15 protein-coding genes and 1 tRNA gene are annotated in these 25648 nt (G+C 70.7%); 5 read left to right on the top strand and 11 right to left on the bottom strand.

Annotation, left to right across the window (positions count from 1 at the left end; genetic code table 11):
• The first annotated feature begins 22 nt into the window (after positions 1–22).
• The 3 genes from STRCI_RS29720 to STRCI_RS29710 all read left to right on the top strand — a co-directional run bounded on the left by STRCI_RS29720 (position 23) and on the right by STRCI_RS29710 (position 6686).
• A complete protein-coding gene (locus tag STRCI_RS29720) occupies positions 23–4975 on the top strand; it encodes an ATP-dependent helicase (protein ID WP_269662017.1) in 4953 nt (1650 codons plus the stop codon).
• 71 nt (positions 4976–5046) lie between these two features.
• A complete protein-coding gene (locus tag STRCI_RS29715) occupies positions 5047–5862 on the top strand; it encodes an Fpg/Nei family DNA glycosylase (protein WP_269662016.1) in 816 nt (271 codons plus the stop codon).
• 59 nt (positions 5863–5921) lie between these two features.
• Entirely contained in the window at positions 5922–6686 is a 765-nt protein-coding gene (locus STRCI_RS29710; RefSeq protein WP_269662015.1) for an SDR family NAD(P)-dependent oxidoreductase, read from the top strand.
• Here STRCI_RS29710 and STRCI_RS29705 read toward each other — a convergent pair.
• The 10 genes from STRCI_RS29705 to STRCI_RS29660 form a co-directional block, all read right to left on the bottom strand.
• Entirely contained in the window at positions 6634–6909 is a 276-nt protein-coding gene (locus STRCI_RS29705) for a hypothetical protein (protein ID WP_269662014.1), read from the bottom strand. The genes STRCI_RS29710 and STRCI_RS29705 overlap by 53 nt on opposite strands.
• Positions 6910–7000: 91 nt before the next feature.
• The gene (locus STRCI_RS29700) at positions 7001–7471 is read right to left on the bottom strand and encodes a Dps family protein (RefSeq protein ID WP_269662013.1); all 471 of its coding nucleotides are present in this window, start codon (positions 7469–7471) and stop codon (positions 7001–7003) included.
• A 156-nt stretch (positions 7472–7627) separates the two neighbouring features.
• Positions 7628–8008: a helix-turn-helix domain-containing protein gene (locus STRCI_RS29695; protein ID WP_015657463.1), complete on the bottom strand. Its 381-nt coding sequence runs from the start codon at positions 8006–8008 to the stop codon at positions 7628–7630.
• A 109-nt stretch (positions 8009–8117) separates the two neighbouring features.
• Entirely contained in the window at positions 8118–8663 is a 546-nt protein-coding gene (locus STRCI_RS29690) for a CinA family protein (RefSeq protein WP_269662012.1), read from the bottom strand.
• Entirely contained in the window at positions 8660–9373 is a 714-nt protein-coding gene (pgsA, locus tag STRCI_RS29685; protein WP_269662011.1) for a CDP-diacylglycerol--glycerol-3-phosphate 3-phosphatidyltransferase, read from the bottom strand. Before pgsA ends, STRCI_RS29690 begins: the two co-directional genes overlap by 4 nt.
• A complete protein-coding gene (gene rimO, locus STRCI_RS29680) occupies positions 9370–10839 on the bottom strand; it encodes a 30S ribosomal protein S12 methylthiotransferase RimO (protein WP_269662010.1) in 1470 nt (489 codons plus the stop codon). The genes pgsA and rimO overlap by 4 nt, the downstream gene beginning before the upstream one ends.
• Before the next feature lie 86 nt (positions 10840–10925).
• On the bottom strand, positions 10926–11762 hold the full coding sequence (locus STRCI_RS29675; protein WP_269662009.1) for a helix-turn-helix domain-containing protein: 837 nt from the start codon (positions 11760–11762) through the stop codon (positions 10926–10928).
• 244 nt (positions 11763–12006) lie between these two features.
• The gene (locus tag STRCI_RS29670; RefSeq protein WP_269662008.1) at positions 12007–14706 is read right to left on the bottom strand and encodes a DNA translocase FtsK; all 2700 of its coding nucleotides are present in this window, start codon (positions 14704–14706) and stop codon (positions 12007–12009) included.
• 134 nt (positions 14707–14840) lie between these two features.
• A complete protein-coding gene (locus STRCI_RS29665; RefSeq protein WP_269662007.1) occupies positions 14841–15521 on the bottom strand; it encodes a response regulator in 681 nt (226 codons plus the stop codon).
• A 342-nt stretch (positions 15522–15863) separates the two neighbouring features.
• Positions 15864–21317 carry a HAMP domain-containing protein gene (locus STRCI_RS29660; protein WP_269662006.1) on the bottom strand — a complete coding sequence of 1818 codons (5454 nt, stop codon included), beginning with the start codon at positions 21315–21317 and terminating at the stop codon, positions 15864–15866.
• A gap of 377 nt (positions 21318–21694) precedes the next feature.
• Between STRCI_RS29660 and STRCI_RS29655 the strand changes: the two genes are divergently transcribed.
• Entirely contained in the window at positions 21695–24442 is a 2748-nt protein-coding gene (locus STRCI_RS29655; protein ID WP_269662005.1) for a SpoIIE family protein phosphatase, read from the top strand.
• A gap of 58 nt (positions 24443–24500) precedes the next feature.
• On the opposite strand, the gene STRCI_RS29650 is transcribed toward STRCI_RS29655, so the two are convergent.
• Positions 24501–24576, bottom strand: a tRNA-Thr gene (locus STRCI_RS29650).
• Positions 24577–24693: 117 nt separating this feature from the next.
• Here STRCI_RS29650 and STRCI_RS29645 point away from each other — a divergent pair.
• Positions 24694–25641, top strand: a complete 948-nt coding sequence (locus tag STRCI_RS29645) for a CE1 family esterase (protein ID WP_269662004.1) — start codon at positions 24694–24696, stop codon at positions 25639–25641.
• The last annotated feature ends 7 nt before the right edge of the window (positions 25642–25648 follow it).

Raw genomic sequence — 25648 nt, 5'->3', positions numbered from 1 at the left:
TGGCCGGGTGCAGGATGGACGCATGGTCAGCTCCGCACACCGAGCTCTGGACGGCTTCTCCCCCGCGACCCGCGGCTGGTTCACGGGGGCCTTCTCCGCGCCCACCGCGGCCCAGGCGGGCGCGTGGCAGGCCATCTCCGAGGGCTCGGACGTGCTCGTGGTGGCGCCCACCGGCTCGGGCAAGACGCTGGCCGCGTTCCTCGCCGCCCTGGACCAGCTGGCCTCGACTCCGCCGCCCGCCGACCCCAAGAAGCGCTGCCGGGTGCTGTACGTGTCGCCGCTGAAGGCGCTCGCGGTGGACGTCGAGCGCAACCTCCGCAGCCCGCTGACCGGCATCCGCCAGGAGTCCGTCCGCCTGGACCTGCCCGAGCCGGAGGTCAAGGTCGGCATCCGCTCCGGCGACACCCCGCCCGCCGAGCGCCGGGCCCTGTCCACCCGGCCCCCGGACATCCTGATCACCACCCCGGAATCCCTGTTCCTGATGCTGACCTCGGCCACCCGTGAGGCGCTGACCGGCATCGAGACGGTGATCCTCGACGAGGTGCACGCCGTCGCGGGCACCAAGCGCGGCGCCCATCTCGCGCTGACCCTGGAGCGCCTGGACGAGCTCCTGCCGAAGCCGGCCCGCCGCATCGGCCTGTCCGCCACCGTCCGCCCGGTCGACGAGATCGCCCGCTATCTCTCCCCGCGCCGCAAGGTGGAGATCGTCCAGCCGAAGTCGGGCAAGGAGTTCGACCTCTCGGTGGTGGTCCCGGTCGAGGACCTCGGAGAGCTGGGCGGCTCCCCGGTGGCCGACGGCAATGAGGGCGCCGAGCGGCCCTCGATCTGGCCGCATGTCGAGGAGCGCATCGCCGACCTCGTCCAGGCCCACCGCTCCACCATCGTCTTCGCCAACTCCCGCCGCCTGGCGGAGCGCCTGTGCAACCGCCTGAACGAGATCGCCTACGAGCGGGCCACCGGCGAACCCCTTGACGAACACCACGCCCCCGCCGAGCTGATGGGCGGATCCGGTGCCGCCCAGGGCGCCCCGCCCGTCATCGCCCGCGCGCACCACGGCTCGGTCTCCAAGGAGCAGCGTGCCCTGGTCGAGGAGGATCTGAAGGCCGGGCGTCTGCCCGCTGTGGTGGCCACCTCCAGCCTCGAACTCGGCATCGACATGGGCGCGGTCGACCTGGTCGTCCAGGTGGAGTCGCCGCCCTCCGTGGCCTCCGGCCTCCAGCGGGTGGGCCGCGCGGGGCATCAGGTGGGCGCGGTCTCGACCGGAGTGGTCTTCCCGAAGTACCGCGGCGACCTGGTCCAGGCGGCCGTGGTCACCGAGCGGATGCGCACCGGCGCCATCGAGTCCCTGCGGGTCCCGGCCAACCCTCTGGACGTACTGGCGCAGCAGGTCGTCGCCATGACGTCGATGGACACCTGGCAGTTCGACGACCTCCTCGCGACGGTCCGCCGCGCCGCCCCCTTCGCCTCGCTCCCGGAGTCCGCGTTCACGGCCGTCCTCGACATGCTCGCCGGGCGCTACCCCTCGGACGCCTTCGCCGAACTGCGCCCGCGCGTGGTGTGGGACCGCGTCGCCGGCACCGTCACCGGCCGCCCCGGCGCCCAGCGCCTCGCCGTCACCTCCGGCGGCACCATTCCCGACCGGGGCCTGTTCGGGGTGTTCCTCGCCGGCTCCGACCCCAAGAAGGGCGGCGGCCGGGTCGGCGAGCTCGACGAGGAGATGGTCTACGAGTCCCGCGTGGGCGATGTGTTCACGCTCGGCACCAGCTCCTGGCGCATCGAGGACATCACCCGGGACCGCGTCCTGGTCTCCCCCGCGCCCGGTGTCCCCGGCAGACTCCCCTTCTGGAAGGGCGACCAGCTGGGCCGCCCGCTGGAACTGGGCCGCGCGGTGGGCGCGTTCCTGCGCGAGGTCGGTTCGCTCAGCAAGGAGGACGCCCGGCTGCGGCTCCTGGCCGCGGGCCTGGACGCCTGGGCCGCGGACAACGTGCTGTCCTACCTGGACGAACAGCGCGAGGCCTGCGGTCACATCCCTGACGACCGGACCATCGTCGTCGAGCGCTTCCGCGACGAGCTGGGCGACTGGCGGGTCGTCGTGCACTCCCCCTTCGGCGCCCAGGTGCACGCCCCCTGGGCCCTCGCGCTCGGCGCGAAGCTCTCCGAGCGGTACGGCATGGACGCGCAGGTGATGCACGCGGACGACGGCATCGTGCTGCGCCTGCCGGACGCCGACCTGATGGGCCTGGACCTGCTCGACCAGGAGCCGAAGAAGGCCGGCACCGAGTTCGACGCCGACCAGGCCCCCGTAGGCGCCTCGGATGTCGTCTTCGACAAGGGCGACGTCGACCAGATCGTCACCGACCAGGTCGGCGGCTCGGCCCTGTTCGCCTCCCGCTTCCGCGAGTGCGCGGCGCGCGCCCTCCTCCTGCCGCGCCGCAACCCCGGCAAGCGCACCCCGCTGTGGCAGCAGCGCCAGCGCGCGGCCCAGCTGCTCCAGGTGGCCAGCGAGTTCGGCTCGTTCCCGATCGTCCTGGAGGCGGTCCGCGAATGCCTCCAGGACGTCTTCGACGTCCCCGGCCTCACCGAGCTGATGGGCGACCTGGAGTCCCGCAAGGTGCGCCTGGTCGAGGTCACCACCCCCGAGCCCTCCCCGTTCGCCCGCTCCCTGCTGTTCGGGTACGTCGCCCAGTTCCTGTACGAGGGCGACTCCCCGCTCGCCGAGCGCCGGGCCGCCGCCCTCTCCCTCGACTCACGGCTGCTGGCCGAGCTGCTCGGCCAGGCGGAGCTGCGCGAGCTGCTCGACGCCGAGGTGCTGACCGAGCTGGAGCGGGAGCTCCAGTGGCTCACCGAGGACCGGCGCGTCAAGGACGTCGAAGGCGTCGCGGACCTGCTGCGGCTGCTCGGCCCGCTGACGGACGCCGAGCTGACCGAGCGGGGCGCGGAGCCACACTGGCCGCGGGAACTGGCCGGAGCCCGCCGCGCCATCAAGGTCCGTGTCGCCGGCACCGACCACTGGGCGGCGATCGAGGACGCGGGCCGACTGCGCGACGCCCTCGGCACCGCACTGCCGGTCGGCGTCCCGGAGGCATTCACGGAACCGGTGAAGGACCCGCTGGGCGACCTCCTCGCGCGCTACGCCCGCACCCACGGCCCCTTCACCTCGGTCACCGCGGCGGCCCGCTTCGGTCTGGGCGTGGCGGTCACCGAGGGTGCCCTGCAACGGCTCGCGGCAGCGGGCAGGGTCGTCCAGGGCGAGTTCCATCCGGCCGGGATCGGTCAGGAGTGGTGCGACGCGGCGGTCCTGCGGCGACTGCGCCGGCGCTCCCTCGCCGCGCTGCGGCACGAGCTGGAGCCGGTGCCTCCGGCCGCGCTCGCTCAGTTCCTGCCCCAGTGGCAGCACATCGGCAAGGGACACGGACTGCGCGGCATCGACGGACTGGTGCGCGCCATCGAGCAGTTGCAGGGCGCGTCGGTGCCCGCCTCCGCGCTGGAGAAGCTCGTCCTGCCGTCCCGCGTCCAGAACTACACACCCGCGATGCTCGACGAACTGACCTCCGCCGGAGAGGTGGTGTGGGCCGGGGCCGGCGCCCTGCCCGGCAAGGACGGCTGGGTGTCCCTGTACATGGCGGACGCGGCCCCCCTGTTGCTCCCCGCGCCCCACCCCCTGGAGCCGACCGCACTCCACCAGTCGGTGCTGGACACCCTTTCCGGCGGCTACGGTCTGTTCTTCCGGCAGATCGCCGACCAGGTCCGCGCCACCACCCACCCCGAGGCCACCGACCCCCAACTCGCCGACGCCCTCTGGGAGCTGGCCTGGTCGGGCCGTCTGACGAACGACACACTGGCCCCGATGCGCTCCCTGCTGGGCTCCGGCCGCACCGCGGGATCCACGGCCCACCGAGCCAAGCGCACCGTCCCGCGCGGGCGCTACGGATCGCTCACCGCCGCCGCCCGCCCCGCCTCCCGCTCGGGCCCGCCGACCGTCGCCGGGCGCTGGTCCCTGCTCCCGGCCCACGAACCCGACCCCACCGTCCGCGCCCACGCCCTGGCCCGCACCCTCCTCGACCGGCACGGCGTGGTGACCCGGGGCGCGGTGTCCGCGGAAGGCGTCGAGGGCGGCTTCTCGGCGACATACCGCATCCTGTCCGTGTTCGAGGAGAGCGGTCAGGCACGGCGCGGCTATGTGGTGGAGGGCCTGGGCGCCGCGCAGTTCGCGATGGACGGCGCCGTGGACCGCCTCCGCGCGGTGGCGAACGCCCGCGACCGCGGCGAGTCCCTGCCGCCATCGGAGTTCCCGTCCAACGACTTCCCGCCCCAAGCCTTCCCGACGGGCGACTTCCCGGCCCGGTCCCTACCGACGGGCGATTTCCCCACCGGTGACTTCACAACCGGCGACTTCCCGCCCGAGTCCTTCCCTCCCGCCCCCTTCACAGACCACGCCTTCGCGAACCCCACCTTCGACGACGGCGTCGACAAAGGCGCCCCCCACACCCCCACCCGCCCCGACGAATACGTCTCCCCCCGCGATTTCCCGCCACCACCCCCCGCCCGACACCCCGGCCGCCGCAACCGCCCCACCCCCGATGCCCGAGCCGTGGTCCTCGCCGCCGCCGACCCCGCGAACGCCTACGGCGCCGCCCTTTCCTGGCCCGAGCCCCCGACCGGCGCCGGGCACAAGCCGGGCCGCAAGGCGGGCTCGCTGGTGGTGCTGGTGGACGGCGAGCTGACGCTCTACATGGAGCGCGGCGGCAAGACCCTGCTGGCCTGGCCCGGCGGCGCCCCCGACGACTCCCCCATGGACGACCCCCGCCTTCACGCGGCGGCCGACGCCCTGGCCGCCGCCGCCCGCGCGGGCTCGCTCGGCACGGTCACCGTCGAGCGCGTCAACGGCGCCTCGGCCCTGACGTCCCCCTTCGGCACCCTCCTGGAAGGAGCGGGCTTCATCGCCACGCCCCGCGGCCTGCGCCTGCGCGCCTGATCCGGCACCCCCGAGGCCCGCGCCTTCAGGCCTGCCCCAGTCCGCCGAGGCGGCCATGCCACCCTTGACCCATGCCCGAAGGAGACACGGTCTGGCAGGCCGCGAGGCGCCTGCACACAGCCCTCGCGGGCCAGGCGCTGACCCGCACCGACTTCCGGGTCCCCAAGTTCGCCACGATCGACCTCGCCGGACGCACCGTCCTGGACGTCACCCCGCGCGGCAAGCACCTCCTCACCCGGATCGAGGGCGGCCTGACCGTGCACTCGCATCTCGGGATGGACGGCTCCTGGAAGGTGTACGCCGACCGGCAGCGCTGGTCCGGCGGCCCCGCCCACCAGATCCGCGCGATCCTCGCGACCACGGACCGCACGGCCGTCGGCTACCGCCTCCCGGTCCTCGAACTCCTGCGCACCACCCACGAGTCCCGAGCCGTCGGTCACTTGGGCCCCGACCTCCTGGGCCCGGACTGGAACCCCGACCTGGCGCTGGCCAACCTCCTCGCGGACCCCGCCCGCCCCCTCGGCGAGGCCCTCCTCGACCAGCGCAACCTCGCCGGCATCGGCAACATCTACAAGAGCGAGCTCTGCTTCCTGCTCGGCGCCACCCCCTGGCTCCCGATCGGCGCCCTCCCGCCCGACCGCGCGACCGAACTCCCCAGGCTCGCCCAGCGACTTCTGGAAGCCAACCGGGAACGCCCGGTCCGCAGCACGACCGGCCGCCGCGGCCAGGACCTCTTCGTCTACGGCCGCGCGCCCCGCCCCTGTCTGCGCTGCCACACCCCGGTCCGCTCCGCCAACCAGGGCGACGGCTCCCGCGAACGCCCCACCTACTGGTGCCCGAGCTGCCAGACCGGCCCGTCCCCCGCACCGGGCCGCCCCTCGCCGTAGAGCTGGACGCCCCGCACGACTAATTGACGACCCGTCAGAAACCCTCGTACCGTCACCTCATGGCCGTCACCGTGTACGACCTCACCGGACGCACCGCCTTCGTCACCGGCGCCGCGAGCGGGATCGGCCGGGCCTCGGCCGTCCTGCTCGCGGAGGCCGGCGCCACCGTGCACTGCGCGGACCGCGACCCGCAGGGCCTGCACGAGACGGCGACCCTGATCAAGGACCGCGGCGGCATCGCCCACACTCACCCCTTGGACGTCACGGACCGCGCCCAGCTCCACCAGGCGGTGGAGTCCTGCGGACGCCTGGACGTGATGGCCGCGATCGCCGGGATCATGCACAGCAGCCCGGTCCTGGAGACCACGGACGAGGACCTCGACCGGGTCGTGAACATCAACTTCAAGGGCGTCCTGCACGCCTGCCAGGAGGCGGCCCGTCTGATGCTCGCCGGTCAGGTGCGCGGCAGCATCATCACCATGGCCTCGGGCGCCGTGGACACCGGCGGCCCCGGCCTCCTGTGCTACGGCGCCGCCAAGGCGGCCGTGGTGCAGCTGACGAAGACACTGGCGACGGAGGTGGGCCGGCACGGCATCCGGGTGAACGCCGTGGCACCGGGCTGGATCCGTACCCCCATGACGGACCGCCACGACGACGAAGCACAGGCGCACACCGAGGCGCTCATGACGCGGATGGCGCCCCTGGGCCGCGTCGGCGCACCGGAGGACGTCGCCCACGCGGTGCTCTATCTGGCCTCGGACGCCTCGGCGTTCACGACCGGCCAGATCCTGCGTCCGAACGGGGGTGTGGCGATGCCGTGGTGACAGGGGCCGCCCGCCACGCCCGGACCCACCGCCCCGTGGCGACGGCGCCCACGGCCCGCGCCTTCGGCACACAGTGCACCGGCAGCAGGCTCAGCCCCCATCCCCCGGCGGCCACAGCGCCCTCCAGCACCCCGGCGTCCGGCGCCATGGCGAGCCGCAGCACGGCCCACCACCACAGCACCCCGAGCCCGAGCGCCGCCCCCCAGCGCGCTATCCCCGCCATGACCGCCACCTCCAGCCCGACGCTAGACCGCCGCCCTCACCCGGAGGGAGGGCGCACCGGCGGCACACGGAAGCACCCAGGACGACGCTCCTCAGCCGTTCTCCGCCTGGAACATCCAGTGGTGCTTCTCCAGATCCGCCGTGATCGTGATGAAGATGTCCTGGCTGACCGGGTCCGCCTCGGCGGTCGCCGTGACCCGCTCCCGCATCCGGGCGATCACCGCGCCGAGGGCCTCGACCAGCGTGCCCACGGCGTCCACGTCCTTGACCCAGCCGTCGGACACGGCCCCGATGCCACTTCCCGTGGCCACCGTCGCGGCACGTCCGTCGGGCGGGACGCCCAGGGCCGAGGCCCGTTCGGCGACGGTGTCGGAGTGCAGCCGCGCGATGTCCACCACCTCGTCGAGCTGGAGATGCACGCTGCGGAACCGCGGCCCGACCACGTTCCAGTGGATCTGCTTCGCCACCAGGGCGAGGTCCACGAGATCGACGAGGGCGCCCTGCAGGGCCTCGGCGACGGTCTTCAGGTCGGCGTCGGACAACGGGCTCTTCACGACGTACATCGAGGTGCTCCGATCGGTGGTGCCCCGAGTGCCACGCCCTCCACGATGCACGAAAGCCCCGGCCGTCGCCTCTCCAGTCCTGCTGGAGAAGCCCCGGCCGGGGCTTCGTACACGTCCTCAGCGCATGATCAGCTCATGCGCCCACGCGCGTGGGACTCACGCGGCGACCACGTCCACAGCTTCCGCGGGCGCCTTGATCGTCACCCGTTCCGGTGGCACACCGGTCACCGAAACGGAACCCAGCATCGGCCGGACCGACGTGGGCACGGGCTCACTGGGGGTGGCCGCTGCAGACTGGGCCAGCTCGGCGAGGGCGAGCTCGTCGCTCACTTCCCGCATGAGCTCGGACATCCGTACGTCCAGCGCGTCGCAGATGGCGGAGAGCAGCTCGGAGGAAGCCTCCTTCTGCCCCCGCTCCACCTCGGAGAGATAGCCGAGCGATACTCGGGCGGACGAGGAGACTTCGCGCAGAGTACGGCCCTGGCGCTGGCGCTGCCGACGCAGCACGTCACCCAGCAGGCGACGGAGCAGAATCATCGGTGGCTCCCTCCTCGGACCGCGTAGCCGCATCCTTCACGCCCCACCGTACCGCCTCGCGCTGCGGCCGTGCGGGGAGCGATGTCGTGTTCACTCAGGGCTGCAAACATCAAAACCCCCCGTTCTGTTCCGTATCCTGTGCCCGCTCATTCTCGGTCTGTTCGCTCGCAAGCTGCTGAAGGAGCAACGCGAGTACGCTCCGTACACTCTCCATACGAATTTCCGCCCGGTCGCCGTTCAACCGCAGCGAGGACACTTTCCCGCCGCCGACGGTCCCGAAATCGGGCTCACAGGGCCCTTCCACGGCCACGAAAACTGTGCCTACGGGCTGTCCGTCCTGCTCGTCAGGACCGGCGACACCGGTGGTCGCGACGCCCCAGTCGGCCCCGAGAGCCTTCCGCACGCCGGCCGCCATCTGGGCCGCGACCTGCGGATCCACCGCTCCCTGCCGCTCCAGCAGGGCGGCGTCGACGCCGAGCAGTTGCGCCTTCAGTTCCGTGGCGTAGGCGGTCACCGAACCCCGGAAGGCCTTGGACGCCCCGGGAACCCCTGTGATCTCCGCCGCAACAAGACCACCGGTGAGCGATTCAGCGACGGCGAGGGTCTCGCCCCTCACTGTCAGTAGTCGCACCACGTCGGCGGCCGGGGAACTCACGCTTCCGTCTCCTCCAACGCGGCCTTGCGCTCGGCGATTCCCTGTCTGCGCAGCACAATGGCCTGTCTTACATAGTCGAGCCCGGTCACCACGGTCAGGACCACCGCCGCACCCATCACCCAGAACCGAAGAGTGGCCAGCCACCCCGTCAGCGCCAGGATGTACATGCCGACGGCCACGCCCTGGGTGAGCGTCTTGAGCTTGCCGCCACGGCTCGCGGGGATGACGCCGTACCGGATGACGAGAAAACGCAGCAGGGTGATCCCGAGTTCCCGGCCGAGGATCACCGCGGTCACCCACCACGGCAGATCGCCGAGCGCGGACAGACAGATCAGCGCCGCCCCCATGATCGCCTTGTCGGCGATGGGGTCGGCGATCTTCCCGAAGTCGGTGACCAGGTTGTAGGTCCGGGCCAGATGACCGTCGAACAGGTCGGTGATCATGGCGATGGCGAAGGCCGCCCAGGCGAACGAGCGCCACGCCGGGTCATAGCCGCCGTCGGCCAGCATCAGCGCGACGAACGCGGGCACCAGCAGCAGCCGGAGCATGGTCAGCAGGTTGGCGATGTTCCAGACGCTGGCCTGGTTGACGGCCGCCGCCGCGATCTTCCCGCCCCGGGCCGACTTCGCGCCCCCCGGTTCGCCGGAGACCGCCGCCGCGGGTGTCGCCTTGGGGGAGCCGCCCGCGGCGGATGCCGGGACTCCGGTCATCTGGCCCCCTCCTCACCGGATACGAGCGAGCCGTGGAGCGGCTCGGCCACGAGGTCGACACCCTCGGTGCCGACCACCTTCGCCTCGACGATACGGCCGACGCTCAGGCCCTCGCCGCTCGTGAGCAGCACCTGGCCGTCCGTCTCCGGCGCCTGGTGCGCGCCGCGGCCGTACACGCCCTCCTCGTCGACGGACTCGACCAGCACCTGGACGGTCTCGCCCAGACGCTCCTCGGCCCGCTGCGAGACGAGCTGCTCGGCCAGCCGGGAGACCCGGGCGAGCCGGTCGGCGACGAGGTCCGGGTCGAGCTTGTCCTCGTAGGTCGCCGCTTCGGTGCCCTCCTCGTCGGAGTAGCCGAAGACGCCGATGGCGTCCAGGCGCGCGTGGTTGAGGAAACGCTCCAGCTCGGCCAGGTCCGCCTCGGACTCGCCGGGGAAGCCCACGATGAAGTTGGAGCGCACACCGGCCTGGGGGGCCTTGCTCCGGATGGTGTCGAGCAGCTCCAGGAAGCGGTCGGTGTCGCCGAAGCGGCGCATCGCGCGGAGCACGGCGGGCGCGGAGTGCTGGAAGGAGAGGTCGAAGTAGGGCGCGATCTTGGGCGTGCCGGTGAGGACGTCGATCAGCCCGGGGCGCATCTCGGCCGGCTGGAGGTAGCTGACGCGCACCCGCTCGATGCCGTCGACGTCGGCCAGCTCGGGCAGCAGCGACTCCAGCAGGCGGATGTCGCCGAGGTCCTTGCCGTAGGAGGTGTTGTTCTCGGAGACCAGCATGATCTCCTTGACGCCCTGCTCGGCCAGCCAACGCGTCTCGTTCAGCACGTCGCTGGGGCGGCGCGAGATGAAGGAGCCGCGGAAGGAGGGGATGGCGCAGAAGGTGCAGCGCCGGTCGCAGCCGGAGGCGAGCTTCACCGAGGCGACGGGCGCGCCGTCGAGCCGCCGGCGCATCGGCGCGCGGGGGCCGGAGGCGGGCGCGAGGCCCTCCGGGAGGTCGGCCGGGGCGTGCCCGGGCAGCGCGACCTCGGCGGCGGACTCCTGCCGCTCGGCCGGGCTGATCGGCAGCAGCTTGCGCCGGTCGCGCGGGGTGTGCGAGGCGTGGACGCCGCCGCTCAGGATGGTCGAGAGGCGGTCGGAGATGTCCGCGTAGTCGTCGAAGCCGAGCACGCCGTCGGCCTCCGGCAGCGCGTCCGCCAGCTCCTTGCCGTAGCGCTCGGCCATGCAGCCCACCGCCACGACGGCCTGGGTTCTGCCGTGCCCCTTGAGGTCATTGGCCTCCAGGAGGGCGTCGACGGAGTCCTTCTTGGCGGCGTCGACGAAGCCACAGGTGTTGACGACGGCGACGTCCGCGTCGGAGGCGTCCTCCACGAGGTCCCAGCCGTCCGCCTCCAAGCGGCCTGCGAGCTCCTCCGAGTCCACCTCGTTACGGGCGCAGCCAAGAGTGACGAGTGCGACGGTACGGCGTTCAGGCATGGGCTCAAGACTACTTTGTCTCACTGACACCCAACGTCGATGGGGTTGGCCAAGATCGACCAACCCCGTCCGTTTGTGCGGTTGGCTCAGCCGACCTGGGGGTCGCCCTTGGTGTAGGTCAGGCGTTCCACCGCACCGGGCTGCCAGTCGTCGTCGATCTTCTTGCCGTTGACGTAGAGCTGGATCGCGCCCGCGTCACCGAGGACGAGGTTGATCTTCTCGCTGTCCTGGAAGGTCTTGGAGTCGCCCTGCTGGAGCAGTCCGTCGAAGAGCAGCCGGCCGTTGTGGTCCTTGGCGGAGATCCAGCTCTTGCCGTCGGCGGCGCTGACCTGGACCGTCACCTTGTCCTGCGGCGCGGCGGCGATGGCACTGTCGGACGGCTCCGGCTTCGGGTCCTCGGGCTTCTCGCTCTTGGGCTTGGTCGTTTCGGACTTGCTGGTCGACGGAGTGGCACCTTCGGCGACCGATGCCGCGCCGCCGTCGTCGTCGCCCTTGAACGCGGTGAACCCGACGAAGCCGATCACGGCGACGATCGCCGCGACCATGGCCGCCGTCCAGTTCGGTCCGCGCCGCTCCGGGCGGATGCGCTCCGCCTCGAACAGCGGGGCCGCGGGGGTCGGCGCCGGACGCCCCCCGTGGTCCGCGTCGTACTGGGTGAGCAGCGGCGCCGGATCGATGCCGACGGCCTTGGCCAGGGTCCGGATGTGACCGCGCGCGTACACGTCGCCGCCACAGGGGCCGAAGTCGTCCGCCTCGATGGCGTGCACGATGGGCAGGCGGACGCGGGTGGCGTTGCTGACGTCGTCGACGGTCAGTCCGGCAGCGATACGCGCCTGCTGGAGGGCACGGCCGACGGAGAGGCGGTCTTCGCCGGAAACGTCTTCGAACGGACGCTCGTCTTCAGGGGAGTTGCCGATGGACACGGGGGCGCCTTTCGAGCGTGTAGCCACCTGTGCTGGAGGTTCAGTCTAGGGGGGGTACGAAAGGGTGGGGCAACCGGGCGGTGGGACTTTGTACGCCATCGGTATGGCCGGACACACCGATAGCGGGGCAGCAGCTTTTCGCTTCCCTCAACTTGACGTACGCCGAAGGGAAACGGTTGCTCAATGATCCCTTACGGGTGAGTCACGATCGGACATCGGGGGTCTCCTCCGCGCGGCACTTCTCTCAAGCCTCCCCGCGGATCTGCGCCAGCACGCCATCCAGCTCATCAGGCTTCACAAGAACGTCACGAGCCTTGGAGCCCTCGCTCGGTCCGACGACGTTCCGCGACTCCATCAGGTCCATCAGCCGGCCCGCCTTGGCGAACCCGACCCGCAGCTTGCGCTGGAGCATGGAGGTCGAGCCGAACTGCGTGGAGACGACCAGCTCGGCCGCCTGGCACAGCAGGTCCAGGTCGTCGCCGATGTCCTCGTCGATCTCCTTCTTCTGCTTGGTGCCCACGGTGACGTCGTCCCGGAAGACCGGCGCCATCTGGTCCTTGCAGTGCTGGACGACCGCCGCGACCTCTTCCTCGGTCACGAAGGCGCCCTGCATACGCGTGGCCTTGTTGGCGCCCATCGGCAGGAACAGCCCGTCGCCCTTGCCGATCAGCTTCTCGGCGCCGGGCTGGTCGAGGATGACCCGGGAGTCGGCGAGCGAGGAGGTGGCGAAGGCGAGCCGGGAGGGCACATTCGCCTTGATCAGACCGGTGACCACATCCACCGACGGCCGCTGCGTGGCCAGCACCAGATGGATACCGGCCGCGCGCGCGAGCTGCGTGATGCGCACGATCGCGTCCTCGACGTCCCGCGGAGCGACCATCATCAGGTCGGCGAGCTCGTCGACGATCACCAGCAGATACGGATACGGCTGAAGCTCGCGCTCGCTGCCGTCCGGCGGCTTGACCTTGCCGTCCCGTATGGCCTGGTTGAAGTCGTCGATGTGCCGGAAGCCGTACGCCGCCAGGTCGTCGTACCTGAGGTCCATCTCCCGTACGACCCACTGGAGCGCCTCGGCGGCCCGCTTGGGGTTGGTGATGATCGGCGTGATCAGGTGCGGGATGCCCTCATAGGCGGTCAGCTCGACCCGCTTGGGGTCGACGAGGACCATGCGGACGTCCTCCGGGGTCGCCCGGACCATGACCGACGTGATCAGGCAGTTGATGCACGAGGACTTACCGGAACCGGTGGCTCCGGCGACCAGGACGTGCGGCATCTTCGCCAGGTTGGCCATGACGTAGCCGCCCTCGACGTCCTTGCCGAGCGCCACCAGCATCGGGTGGTCGTCCTCGGCCGCGGCCGCGAGGCGCAGCACGTCACCCAGGTTGACCATCTCCCGGTCGGTGTTGGGGATCTCGATGCCCACGGCCGACTTGCCGGGGATCGGCGAGATGATCCGCACGTCCGGGCTGGCCACGGCGTACGCGATGTTCTTGGTCAGCGCGGTGATCCGCTCGACCTTCACCGCGGGCCCGAGCTCGACCTCGTAGCGCGTGACCGTCGGCCCGCGGGTGAAGCCGGTGACGGCGGCGTCGACCTTGAACTCACTGAAGACATTGGTGAGCGAGGCGACGACTGCGTCGTTGGCCGCGCTGCGCGCCTTGCCGGGTCCGCCGCGCGCGAGGAGGTCGAGCGAGGGCAGGGAGTAGGTGATGTCACCGGACAGCTGGAGCTGCTCGGCGCGCGGCGGCAGGTCGGTGGGTGCCTCCGGCGCGGGCTTGGTGAGGTCGGCGACCTCGGCCTTCAGCCGCTCCTGCCTGGGCCGCGCGGCCGGGACGGGGGTGGGTGTCGGCGTGGTCTCCTCGCGGTCCCCGACGCTGACGCCCTGGGTGAGGTCGGCGACGATCGGCGAGGGCGGCATGCCGTGCAGCACGGCCCCGTCGAGCGCGGCGGCGGCGGCCGCGGCGACGTCCACGGCGTCCATGGGACGGCCCAGGTCCGGCTGGGGCACCGCGGAGCGCCGGGGACGCCCGCGACGCCGCGAGAGGGCCTCCTGCTCGGCGCCCTCGGGGTCGTACTCCTCGGGCGCCGATCCGCGCCGACGCCCCCGCGCGGGCAGCGCCTCACGCCACTGCTCGTCATAGCGCTCGTCGTCGGAGAACTCCTCCGCCTCCGGGTCGTGCAGGACCCCGAGCTTCACCCCGAGCAGCCTGAGCCGCTGCGGGATGGCGTTGACCGGCGTGGCCGTGACCACCAGCAGCCCGAACACGGTGAGCAGCACCAGCAGCGGTACGGCGAGCATCTCGCCCATCGCGTACGTCAGCGGGGTCGCCGCGCTCCAGCCGATGAGCCCGCCGGCGTCCCTTATGGCCTGCATGCCGTCACTGCGCGCGGGCGAGCCGCAGGCGATGTGCACCTGGCCGAGCACGCCGATCACGAGCGCCGACAGGCCGATCACGATCCGCCCGTTGGCCTCCGGCTTCTCCGGGTGCCGGATGAACCGTACGGCGATCACCGCGAGCAGGATCGGCACCAGCAGATCGAGCCGGCCGAAGGCGCCGGTCACCAGCGTCTCGACGAGGTCGCCGACGGGACCGCGCAGATTGGACCAGGTGCCCGCGGCGACGATCAGGGCGAGACCGAGGAGCAGCAGCGCGACGCCGTCCTTGCGATGGGCGGGGTCGAGGTTCTTCGCGCCCTGCCCTATCCCGCGGAACACCGCGCCGACGGCATGCGCCAACCCGAGCCAGACGGCGCGCACCAGTCGGTACACGCCCCCGGTGGGGTTGGGCGCCGGCTTGGGCGCGGGCTTCTTGGCCGCGGCCTTCTTGGCGGGCGCCTTCTTCGCGGGAGCCTTTTTGGCTGCGGCCTTCTTGGCCGGACCCTTCGCGGGAGCGGCCGCCTTCTTCGCGGGCTGCTTCTTGGCTGCGGAGGGACGTGAGGCCATAGGTGTGAGATTACCGGTGGAGGCGACAGCGGACACGCGTGCCCACTGCTTCACCCGTTCGTGTCGCCGTTACGACGGCGCTGAACTGACGCGCGTTCACAAAGCGGTCATCCTCAACACGCGCCGCGCGGGGGTCAGTTCTGCGAGGGCACCGAGGAGGTGTTGCCCGCGCCGGGCTCCAACGCGTCCAGCGCGCGCCGCAACCCGGTGAGTTTGCGCTCCAGATGGGCGGCCGTGGCGACCGCCGCCGCGTCCGCGGACTCGTCGTCGAGCTGCTTGGACAGCGCCTCGGCCTGCTCCTCGACCGCCGCGAGCCGCGCGGACAGTTCGGCGAGCAGCCCCGCCGGTTCCTTGGTCTCGGCGCCCGCAGTCCTGCCGCCGCCCTCCAACTGGAGCCGCAGTAGCGCCGCCTGCTCCCTGAGCTGGCAGTTCTTCATGTACAGCTCGACGAACACGGAGACCTTCGCCCGCAGCACCCACGGGTCGAACGGCTTGGAGATGTAGTCGACCGCACCGGCGGCGTATCCGCGGAAGGTGTGGTGAGGTCCGTGATTGATCGCGGTGAGGAAGATGATCGGGATGTCCCGGGTCCGTTCCCGGCGCTTGATGTGCGCGGCGGTCTCGAAACCGTCCATGCCCGGCATCTGGACGTCCAGCAGAATGACCGCGAAGTCGTCCGTGAGCAGCGCCTTGAGCGCCTCCTCCCCGGACGATGCCCGCACCAGGGTCTGATCGAGCGCGGAGAGGATCGCCTCCAGCGCGAGCAGATTCTCCGGCCGGTCATCGACCAGGAGGATCTTGGCCTTCTGCACCATGGCCCGCCCTCCTCGCCCCGGCATGGGGCCTCCCCTGTCCGCAGGACTTGGGGAAGCACCGACGGGTGCTTCCCCAGGGGACGACTCCCTTGCGCCGCCCGTCCTCGTGCCGGTCATGGTAGCCGCACCCCGCCCGTCGCCACACCCTGTCACCGCGATGTCACTGTGCACGTAGCAGAAACGTAGCGGGAGACCAGAAGGTTCCCCCAATCCCGTACTTCTACACGGCTTCGAGCACACTGCGTCAGCAACTCCGCGTGAACACCGTAGGTTCCCGTCAGGCTCTGCCCCAGCCCGCTCACCGGGCCCGTACGAACCCCGTACGAAGCCCGACCGATCCCGTCACTCCTCCCGCATCCACTGCTGCATCACCGACAGCAGGTGATCGGGGTCGACCGGCTTGGTGACGTAGTCGGAGGCGCCCGACTCGATCGCCTTCTCCCGGTCGCCCTTCATGGCCTTGGCGGTCAGCGCGATGATCGGCAGCCCGGCGAACTGCGGCATCCGGCGGATCGCCGTGGTCGTCGCGTACCCGTCCATCTCGGGCATCATGATGTCCATCAGCACGACCGCCACATCGTCGTGCTGCTCCAGCACCTCGATGCCCTCACGGCCGTTCTCGGCGTACAGCACCGAAAGGCCGTGCTGTTCCAGCACGCTGGTGAGCGCGAAGACGTTGCGGATGTCGTCGTCGACGATCAGCACCTTCTCGCCACCGAACCGGATGCCCCGGCGCACCTGCGGCGCCGCCTCCAGCTCCACGGTCGGCCACTCCTGCTGAAACGGCCGCTGCTCCAGCTCGCCGACGGTCTTGCGGCGACGGCGCCGGAAGAGCGCGGCGGCACCGTTCTGCGTCTCCTGGTACGACTTCACCTCGGCCGGTGTCTCGATCTCCGCGCCCGACAGCTCCGCGGCGGACGACACCAGGTCACCGGCCTCCAGGGACGGCATGGCCTGCGGGTGATAGCCCTGCGGCGGCAGCTCGCTCGGGTGCAGCGGCAGGTACAGCGTGAAGGTCGAGCCACGCCCCGGTTCGCTCTGGGCCTGGATCTCGCCGCCCAGCAGCTGGGCGATCTCCCGGGAGATCGACAGGCCCAGGCCCGTACCGCCGTACTTGCGGCTGGTCGTGCCGTCGGCCTGCTTGAACGCCTCGAAGATCACCCGCATCTTGCTGGCGGCGATGCCGATGCCGGTGTCCGTCACCGAGAAGGCGATCAGTCCGGCGTCCGGGTCCCGCAGCGAACCGGTCTCCAGCAGCTGCTCCCGGATCGCCATCGGCACGTCCGTCCCGGCCGGCCGGATGACCAGCTCGACCGAGCCGGAGTCGGTGAACTTCACCGCGTTGGACAGTAGGTTGCGCAAAACCTGGAGCAGCCGCTGCTCGTCGGTGTGCAGGGTGGCCGGCAGTTCCGGCGAGACCCGTACGGACAGGTCCAGGCCCTTCTCCGCGGTCAGCGGGCGGAAGGTCGCCTCGACGTAGTCGACGAGCTGGACGAGCGCGATCCGGGTCGGGGAGACGTCCATCTTGCCCGCCTCGACCTTGGACAGGTCGAGGATGTCGTTGATCAGCTGGAGCAGATCGGAACCGGCGCCGTGGATGGTCTCGGCGAACTCGACCTGCTTCGGAGTGAGGTTGGCGTCGGCGTTGTCGGCGAGCAACTTGGCCAGGATCAGCAGCGAGTTGAGCGGTGTGCGCAGTTCGTGCGACATGTTGGCCAGGAACTCGCTCTTGTACCGCATCGACACCGCGAGCTGCTCGGCGCGCTCCTCCAGGACCTGCCGCGCCTCCTCGATCTCGGTGTTCTTCACCTCGATGTCACGGTTCTGCTGGGCCAGCAGCTCGGCCTTCTCCTCCAGTTCGGCGTTGGACGCCTGGAGTGCCTTCTGCCGGTTCTCCAACTCGGCCGACCGCTCCTGGAGTTGCTCGGTCAGCTCCTGCGACTGCTTCAGCAGCACCTCGGTCTTGGTGTTGACCGAGATGGTGTTGACGCTGGTCGCGATCATCTCCGCGATCTGGTTCAGGAAGTCCTTCTGGATCTGGTTGAACGGCGTGAAGGAGGCCAGTTCGATCACGCCGAGCACCTTGCCCTCGAACAGCACCGGCAACACGATCACCTGCGCGGGCGGCGCCTCGCCGAGCCCGGAGGAGATCTTCAGGTAGCCGCTGGGCGCGTTCTCCACCAGGATCGTGCGCTTCTCCTGCGCCGCCGTCCCGACCAGCGCCTCGCCCGGCCGGAACGAGGTCGGCATGGAGCCCATCGAGTAGCCGTAACTGCCCAGCATCCGCAGCTCGTACTGGTCCTCGGCGCCATGGCTGGCATCGGGCATCGCCAGGAAGAACGCGCCGTGCTGCGCGGAGACCACCGGAGTCAGCTCGCTCATGATCAGCGAGGCCACGTCCTGGAGGTCCCGGCGGCCCTGCATCAGCGCGGAGATCCGGGCGAGGTTGCCCTTGAGCCAGTCCTGTTCCTTGTTGGCGATCGTGGTGTCACGCAGGTTGGCGATCATCTTGTTGATGTAGTCCTGGAGTTCCTGGATCTCGCCGGACGCGTCGACGTCGATCTTCAGGTTCAGGTCACCGCGGGTCACCGCGGTCGCCACGCGCGCGATGGCACGCACCTGCCGGGTCAGGTTCCCGGCCATCTCGTTCACCGACTCGGTCAGGTCCCGCCAGGTGCCGTCCACGTCACGCACGCGAGCCTGGCCGCCGAGCTGTCCCTCGGTGCCCACCTCGCGGGCGACGCGGGTGACCTCCTCGGCGAAGGACGAGAGCTGGTCGACCATCGTGTTGATGGTCGTCTTCAGCTCCAGGATCTCGCCCCGCGCGTCGATGTCGATCTTCTTGGTCAGATCGCCCTTGGCGATGGCGGTGGTGACCATGGCGATGTTGCGCACTTGACCGGTCAGGTTGGACGCCATCTGGTTCACCGACTCGGTGAGGTCCTTCCAGGTACCGGCCACACCGGGCACCCGCGCCTGGCCGCCCAGGATGCCGTCCGTGCCCACCTCACGGGCCACCTTGGTGACCTGGTCGGCGAACGAACTCAGCGTCTTCACCATGGTGTTGAAGGTGTCCGCGAGCTGCGCGACCTCGCCGCGCGCCTCGATCGTCACCGTCCGGGTCAGGTCACCGTTGGCGACGGCCGCCGCGACCTGGGAGATGTTCCGCACCTGCATGGTCAGGTTCTTGGCCATCAGGTTGACGTTGTCGCTGAGGTCCTTCCAGATGCCGACCACACCGGGAACATGCGCCTGGCCGCCCAGGATGCCCTCGGTGCCCACCTCACGGGCCACCCGGGTCACCTGTTCGGCGAACGAGGACAGTTGGTCCACCATCGTGTTGACGGTGGTGACGAGTTCGAGGATCTCGCCCTTGGCGTCGACGGTGATCTTCTTCGACAGGTCGCCCTTGGCGACTGCGGTGGTGACCTCGGCGATGTTGCGCACCTGAATGGTCAGGTTGTTCGCCATGAAGTTCACGGACTGCGTGAGGTCCTTCCAGGTGCCGGAGACCCCCTGCACCTCGGCCTGCCCGCCGAGCTGTCCCTCCGTACCCACCTCACGGGCCACCCTGGTGACCTCCTCCGCGAAGGAGGACAGCTGGTCGACCATCGTGTTCAGGGTGTTCTTCAGCTCCAGGATCTCCCCGCGCGCGTCCACGGTGATCTTCTGGGACAGGTCGCCCCGGGCCACCGCGGTGGCGACCTGCGAGATCCCGCGCACCTGCGCGGTGAGGTTGCCGGCCATGCCGTTCACGGAGTCGGTCAGGTCCCGCCACACACCGGCCACACCGGGCACCTGCGCCTGCCCGCCGAGCCGCCCCTCGGTGCCCACCTCACGGGCCACCCGGGTCACCTGCTCGGCGAAGCCGGAGAGCTGGTCGACCATCGTGTTGATGGTGTTCTTCAGCTCCAGGATCTCGCCCCGCGCGTCGACGTCGATCTTCTGGGAGAGATCGCCGCGCGCCACCGCGGTGGTCACCTGGGCGATCTGCCGCACCTGCGAGGTGAGGTTGCCACCCATGAAGTTGACGGAGTCGGTCAGCTCCTTCCAGGTGCCGGACACCCCCGGTACGACCGCCTGACCGCCCAGGCGCCCCTCCGTGCCCACGTCCCGGGCCATCCGCGTCACCTGGTCGGCGAAGGCCGAGAGCTGGTCCACCATCGTGTTCACGGTGTTCTTCAGCTGGAGCATCTCGCCGGAGACGTCCACGGTGACCTTCTGCGACAGGTCACCGTTGGCCACGGCCGTCGTCACCTGCGCGATGTTGCGGACCTGCCCGGTGAGGTTGCGGAACGCGGTGTTGACGGAGTCCGTCAGGTCCTTCCACGTCCCCGCCGCCCCCGGTACCTGCGCCTGCCCGCCCAGCTCACCCTCGACACCGACCTCGCGCGCCACGCGCGTGACCTCGGAACCGAAGGACGACAGCTGGTCGACCATGCCGTTGACGGTGTTCTTCAGCTCCAGCATCTCGCCGGCCACATCCACGGTGACCTTCTGCGAGAGGTCACCGTTGGCCACGGCCGTCGTCACCGCGGCGATGTCCCGCACCTGGATCGTCAGGTTCCGGAAGACCGTGTTGACGGAGTCCGTCAGGTCCTTCCACGTCCCCGCCGCACCCGGCACATTGGCCTGGCCACCCAGCTGCCCCTCGGCGCCGACCTCGTTGGCCACGCGCGTGACCTCGTCGGCGAAGATCCGCAGCGTCTCGGTCATCTGGTTGATGGTGTCCGCGAGCTGCGCGACCTCACCGCGCGCCGACACGGTCACCTTCTGCGACAGATCACCGTTGGCGACCGCGGTGGTCACCTGGGAGATCCCGCGCACCTGGGCGGTGAGGTTGCCGGCCATGAGGTTCACCGAATCGGTGAGGTCCTTCCACACGCCCGCCACACCCGGCACCTGCGCCTGCCCGCCGAGCTCGCCCTCGGTGCCCACCTCGCGCGCGACCCGGGTCACCTCGGAGGAGAACGACGACAGCTGGTCCACCATCGTGTTGACGGTGTTCTTCAGCTCCAGCATCTCGCCGGCCACATGAACCGTGACCTTCCGCGACAGATCGCCCTTGGCGACCGCGGTGGTCACCAGCGCGATGTCGCGGACCTGCGCGGTCAGCCGGTACGCCATCGTGTTGACGGAGTCCGTGAGGTCCTTCCACGAACCCGACATGCCACGCACGCGTGCCTGACCGCCCAGCTTGCCCTCGGTGCCCACCTCACTGGCCACCCGGGTGACCTCGTCGGTGAACGTGGACAGCTGGTCGACCAGATTGTTGACGGTACGGCCGACCTTCAGGAACTCCCCGCGCAGCGGATGCCCGGTGCCGTCCGGGGCCTGCGTCCGCAGCTCCATGCGCGGCGACAGATCACCCTCCGCGACCGCGGAGAGCACCCGGCCGACCTCGGACACGGGCCGTACGAGATCGTCCACCAGGGCGTTGGAGGCGTCGATCGCGGCCGCCCAGGAGCCCTCACAGGCGCCTGTTTCCAGCCGTTCCGTGAGCTTGCCCTCGCGGCCCACCATGCGCCGCACCCGGGACAGCTCACCGGTCAGATGCAGATTCCGGTCGGCCACCTCGTTGAACACGGCCGCGATCTCGGACATCACGCCGTCGCCGGAGACCGTCAGCCGCTTGCGGAAGTTCCCGTCCCGCATCGAGACGAGGGCCGCCAGCAGCCGGTTCAGGGAAGCCGTGTCCACCGCGGTGGTCCCGCCACGCGGCTTGCGCTGGTTCATCAGGGACTGTCCGCCTTTCGCGCGCGTCTTCGTGCCCCGCGTCGCTGCGCCAGACTCCACTGTGTCCCTCCCGCAGGGGTCGACCTTCACTGCCGTACTCCCGGCGCGCCGGTTGGGCGCACCGGTTACTGCTGCGTAATCCTGCCGGATACCACCAGGCCGCATCACGGGCTGCTGCCCGCCTTACGCGGAAGACACCCAGCCTGCCAGGACCTTCACAAGAAGCTTGCCCAGTGTTTCACCCCCGCCGAACCCGGCCATAACAGTTCGGCAGCTTCACACACCGTCCGCACACCCTCCGGGCGGAAACACTGCAGACCGGCATCCGCGTGGACGGCGAAGGTAAGTAACCTTGCATGCGGCTGTCCAGCCGCACCGGTCCGTCCGGCTAGGGCGGTGGCACGGAAACGAGCGGGCATCGGAGGGGCGGCCGCAACATGACCACCGGACTGATCCCGGGGGAGCAGCCCTCGGACCCCCGGCCGACGGACGGCCTGCCGCACCAGCGGCAGGAGCCGGTCGGCCAGGGAGCCCTGCACAGCGACAACCGGTCGAGGAGTTCTGTGATCACCGCGCGCGCGGCCGCCAGCTTCGAGCCCGTCGGGCGCTCGGTCGCGAGCGCCCGCTCCTTCGTCCGCGACACCCTCCAGGGCTGGGGCTTCGCCGACATCCTCGACGACGCCGTGGTCCTCACCAGCGAACTGGTGACCAACGCCGTGGTGCACGCGGGCACTTCGGCCGACGTCCTGTGCCTGCGCACCGACGACGGCGTCCGCATCGAGGTCGCCGACCGCTACCCGGAGCGCGACATCCCGCTCCAGGGGGTGGCTGACGACATGGGCAGCCCCGAACGCGAGGGCGGCCGCGGCCTCCAGCTGTGCCGAGCGCTGGCCAACCGCTGGGGCGTCGACTACACGCCCACCCACAAGCAGGTCTGGTTCCGACTCGACCTCCCCGAGCGCCCGGTGGGCACCCGCGCCGCGGGTCCCTCGCTCCCCGCCGACCTCCTCCCGCTGGCCGACGGCCGCGTCCGCGTCGCCGTCGTCCAGATCGACCGCACCGGCTCCATCTCCGCGTGGAACGAGGACGCCGAGGAACTCTTCGGCTACGCCGCCGAGCAGGTCACCGGCAAGCCCCTCACCGACCTCGCCGCCTGGCCGCACACCCCGGGCACCAGCACCGGCATCGCGGAGGCCCTCCAACTCTCCCGCTGGGAGGGCAGTTACGGCATCCGCGACGCCAACGGCCGGGTCACCCCGGTGTACGCCTCCCACCTCCGGGTCCGCGACACCGGCGGCGAGCCGTCCACGGTCTGCCTCCTCGTCCGGGACCACGAACGCGCGGTCCTCCAGACGCCGTTGCGCATCCTGACCTCCGACGCCGGCGGCTCCGGCGAGGGCCAGAGCACCGACCCCTTCGAGGTGTTCATCGGCTCCCCGGCCCCGGACGACCTCGACGGCCTCCTCCAGCGCACGGTGGAGCGCGCCCGCGACATGCTCGACGGCGACTCCGCCTTCCTGCTCCTGGCCACCGACGACGAGACGGAGTTGGAGGTCCGCGCCTCCACCGGCCTGCCCTCCGCCCGCCAGCGCTTCGCGCGCGTGCCCGTCGAGGCCGGCCCCGGCCGCTACGGCTCGGCCCGGATGCCCGCCGTCCACGACGACCTCACCGCCGTCCCCGGCGCCGTCCCGCTCCTCAGCGGCACCGGCATGCGCTCGGTGGTCACCGTCCCGCTGAAGGTCGAGGGCCGCCTCACCGGCTCCCTCGGCGTCGCCGCCGAGGCCCCGAGCAGATACTCCAACGAAGAGGCCCTGCGCCTGCAGTTCGCCGCCGACCGCATCGCGCTGGCCGTCGAGTCGGCCCGCCTCGGCGAGCTGGAACGACTGCGCCGCGGCTCACTGAGCTTCCTGGTCGAGGCCTCCGACCTGCTCGCCGGCACCCTGGACCGCGACCAGACCCTCGCCCTGATGGCCCAGATGACGGTTCCCACCCTGGCCACCTGGTGCGCCGTCTACACCATCGCCGACCAGGCCTCCGAGCCCTACCTCTCCTACGTCCTGCACGAGGACGAGGAACTCATCGACGGCATCAAGTCGTTGCTCTCCAAGATCGCCCCGCCCGACCCCGTCCCCACCCCCGGCGCCCGTATCTGGTCCGCTCCCGCGCAGGCCGCCCACGAGGCCGCCCTGCGCACCTCCATGCGCAGCCTCGGCCTGGGCTCCCTCGCCCGCGTCAGCTCCGGCATCGGCCCGACCCTCGCCACGGCGTCCGCGGTCGGCGGCGAGACGGTCGTCCTGCCGCTGGTGGCCCGCAACCGCGTCATCGGCATGCTCACCCTCGGCAAGCCCACGGACGAGCACTTCCGCCAGGAGATCCTGGAGCTGGCCGAGGACCTCTCCCGCCGGGCCGCCCTGGCCCTCGACAACGCCCGGCTGTACTCCGAGCGCACCGCCATCAGCCAGTCCCTCCAGCGCAGCCTCCTGCCACCCGAACTCCCCGTCATCGACGGCGTGGAGGTCGAGGTCATCTACCGCGCGGCCGGCGAGGGCAACGAGGTCGGCGGTGACTTCTACGACCTCTTCCCGATCAGTGACGGCGCCTACGGCTTCGCCATCGGCGACGTCTGCGGCACCGGCCCGAACGCGGCCGCGGTCACCGGCCTCGCCCGGCACGCCCTGCGCCTCCTCGCACGCGAGGGCCTCAGCGGCCCGGCGGTCCTGGAGCGCCTCAACTCCGCGATCCTCGACGAGGGCGCCCGCAGCCGCTTCCTGACCCTCCTCTACGGCGAGCTGCGCCCTCAGGAGGACGGCAGCGCGGAGTTGAAGGTGGTCTGCGCCGGCCACCCCCTCCCGCTGCGCCTGCGCCAGGACGGCACCGTCGAACCGGCCGCCGAACCCCAGCCGTTGCTGGGCGTCATGGAGGACCTGGAGCTGTACGAGCAGACCGTCACCCTCGACCCCGGCGACGTCCTGCTGTGCGTCACGGACGGCGTCACCGAGCGCCGCGAGGGCAGCCGCATGCTCGGCGACGACGGCCTCACCGACGTCCTGACGACCTGCACGGGCCTGACCGCCGGCGCGGTCGCCGCCCGCATCATGCGCGCCGTGGAGCGCTTCGCCTCGGACGCCCCGTCCGACGACATGGCGATCCTCGCGATGCGCGTACCCGGCCTCCACAAGGACTGAGCCCGAGAGGGCGGACATGCGAAAGGCCCCCGCCCGAAAGGGCGAGGGCCTTGTGCTGTGGAGCCCCCAAACGGAATCGAACCGTTGACCTTCTCCTTACCATGGAGACGCTCTACCGACTGAGCTATAGGGGCCTGTTCCCTTCGCGGTCTCCCGCGTGGCAACGAGTTAGATCATACCCTGAATTCGCCCGTGGTTCGAACCACCCATTCCTCTGGACCGGGCCGCCGCCTCCTGCCACCATGCGGCGCATGCTGACCCGAGGCATCACATCCTTACGCGGCCCACTCACCGCCGCGGCCCTGATCACGGCCCTCTGCCTGACAGCGTGCTCCACCGACTCGGAACCCGAGTCGAAACCCGGCTCGCGAGGCTCCACTGCCGCCGAGAAGCCCAGCCCGTCACCGAAGCCGCAGAAGGAAGTCCCGCGCCCCGGCGACCAGTCGGTCGAGCTCGACTGGAAAGGCACCCCCCGCTCCTACAAGGTGCACGCCCCTCCCGGCTACACCCCGGACAAGCGCCTCCCCCTGGTGATCGCCATGCACCCCTACCCCGGCACCGGCGAGTACGCGGAGCTGATCACCGGCCTAACCGCGAAGGCCGACAAGGAGAACTTCCTGGTCGTCTACCCCAACGGCTACAACGAGGGCTTCAACGCCCTGATCTGCTGCGGCTCCGAGGACGACATCGGCTTCCTGCGCACGATCACCGACCGCTTCACCGACAAGTGGAACGCCGACCCGGACCGCATCTACGCGACCGGCATCTCCAACGGCGGCGACATGTCCTTCAAGGCCGCGGTGGAACTCCACGACACCTTCGCCGCCATCGCCCCGGTCAGCGGCGGCTACATCGGATCCGCGCTGGAGGACAAGACCTACGTCCCCGAATCCCCGGTCTCCGTCATCACGTTCATCGGCGAACTGGACAAGTACTACGACGAATTCGACGCCGGCACCAAAGCCTGGGAGAAACGCCTGCGCTGCGAGCGGGGCTCTCCCAAGAAGGTGGAGAAACAGACCACCCGAACTACGGCACAATGCGCGGACGGCTCCCAAGTGGTCAGCTATCGACTGTCCGAGATGTTCCACTCATGGCCCGGCGGTTCCAACAACGACATGGCGTTCACCGACACCACCGTCAACGCCACAGACCTGATGTGGGAGTTCTTCCGCGCCCACCCCAAGAAGCGCACCTAGCGAGCGC

The sequence above is a fragment of the Streptomyces cinnabarinus genome (genome assembly GCF_027270315.1).
In the GTDB taxonomy this organism is placed as follows: domain Bacteria; phylum Actinomycetota; class Actinomycetes; order Streptomycetales; family Streptomycetaceae; genus Streptomyces; species Streptomyces cinnabarinus.
The sequence above is the reverse complement of the archived record's forward strand: the minus strand, read 5'-3'. Positions and strand labels throughout refer to the sequence as shown.